The sequence below is a fragment of the Rhodanobacter spathiphylli B39 genome, assembly GCF_000264295.1.
In the GTDB taxonomy this organism is placed as follows: Bacteria; Pseudomonadota; Gammaproteobacteria; order Xanthomonadales; family Rhodanobacteraceae; genus Rhodanobacter; species Rhodanobacter spathiphylli.
Genome location: NZ_AJXT01000106.1, coordinates 1 through 206, shown reverse-complemented (window position 1 = coordinate 206; position 206 = coordinate 1). Strand labels below are relative to the sequence as shown.

At 70.9% G+C, this 206-nt stretch carries 1 protein-coding gene; it reads left to right on the top strand.

Annotated features, from left to right (window positions below; translation table 11 throughout):
- Positions 1-206, top strand: a 206-nt coding sequence (locus tag UU7_RS18735) for a hypothetical protein (RefSeq protein ID WP_007810785.1), incomplete at both ends; no start/stop codon positions are given.

Sequence of the window (206 nt, the reverse complement as noted above, 5' to 3'; positions counted from 1 at the left end):
TGCCGGCAATGTCGCGGCGCAGGCGCTGAACTACGCCAGCTACGGCACGGCGGTGTCGCTGGACCTGTCCAACGGCAGCGGCGCGACGACCGGCATTGGCGGCACCTGGAGCGGCGTGACGTCGGTGACCGGCAGCGGTCACAACGACACGGTGCATGGCAGCAGCCAGACCTACAACCTGACGGGCGCGAACGCCGGCGGCAGCG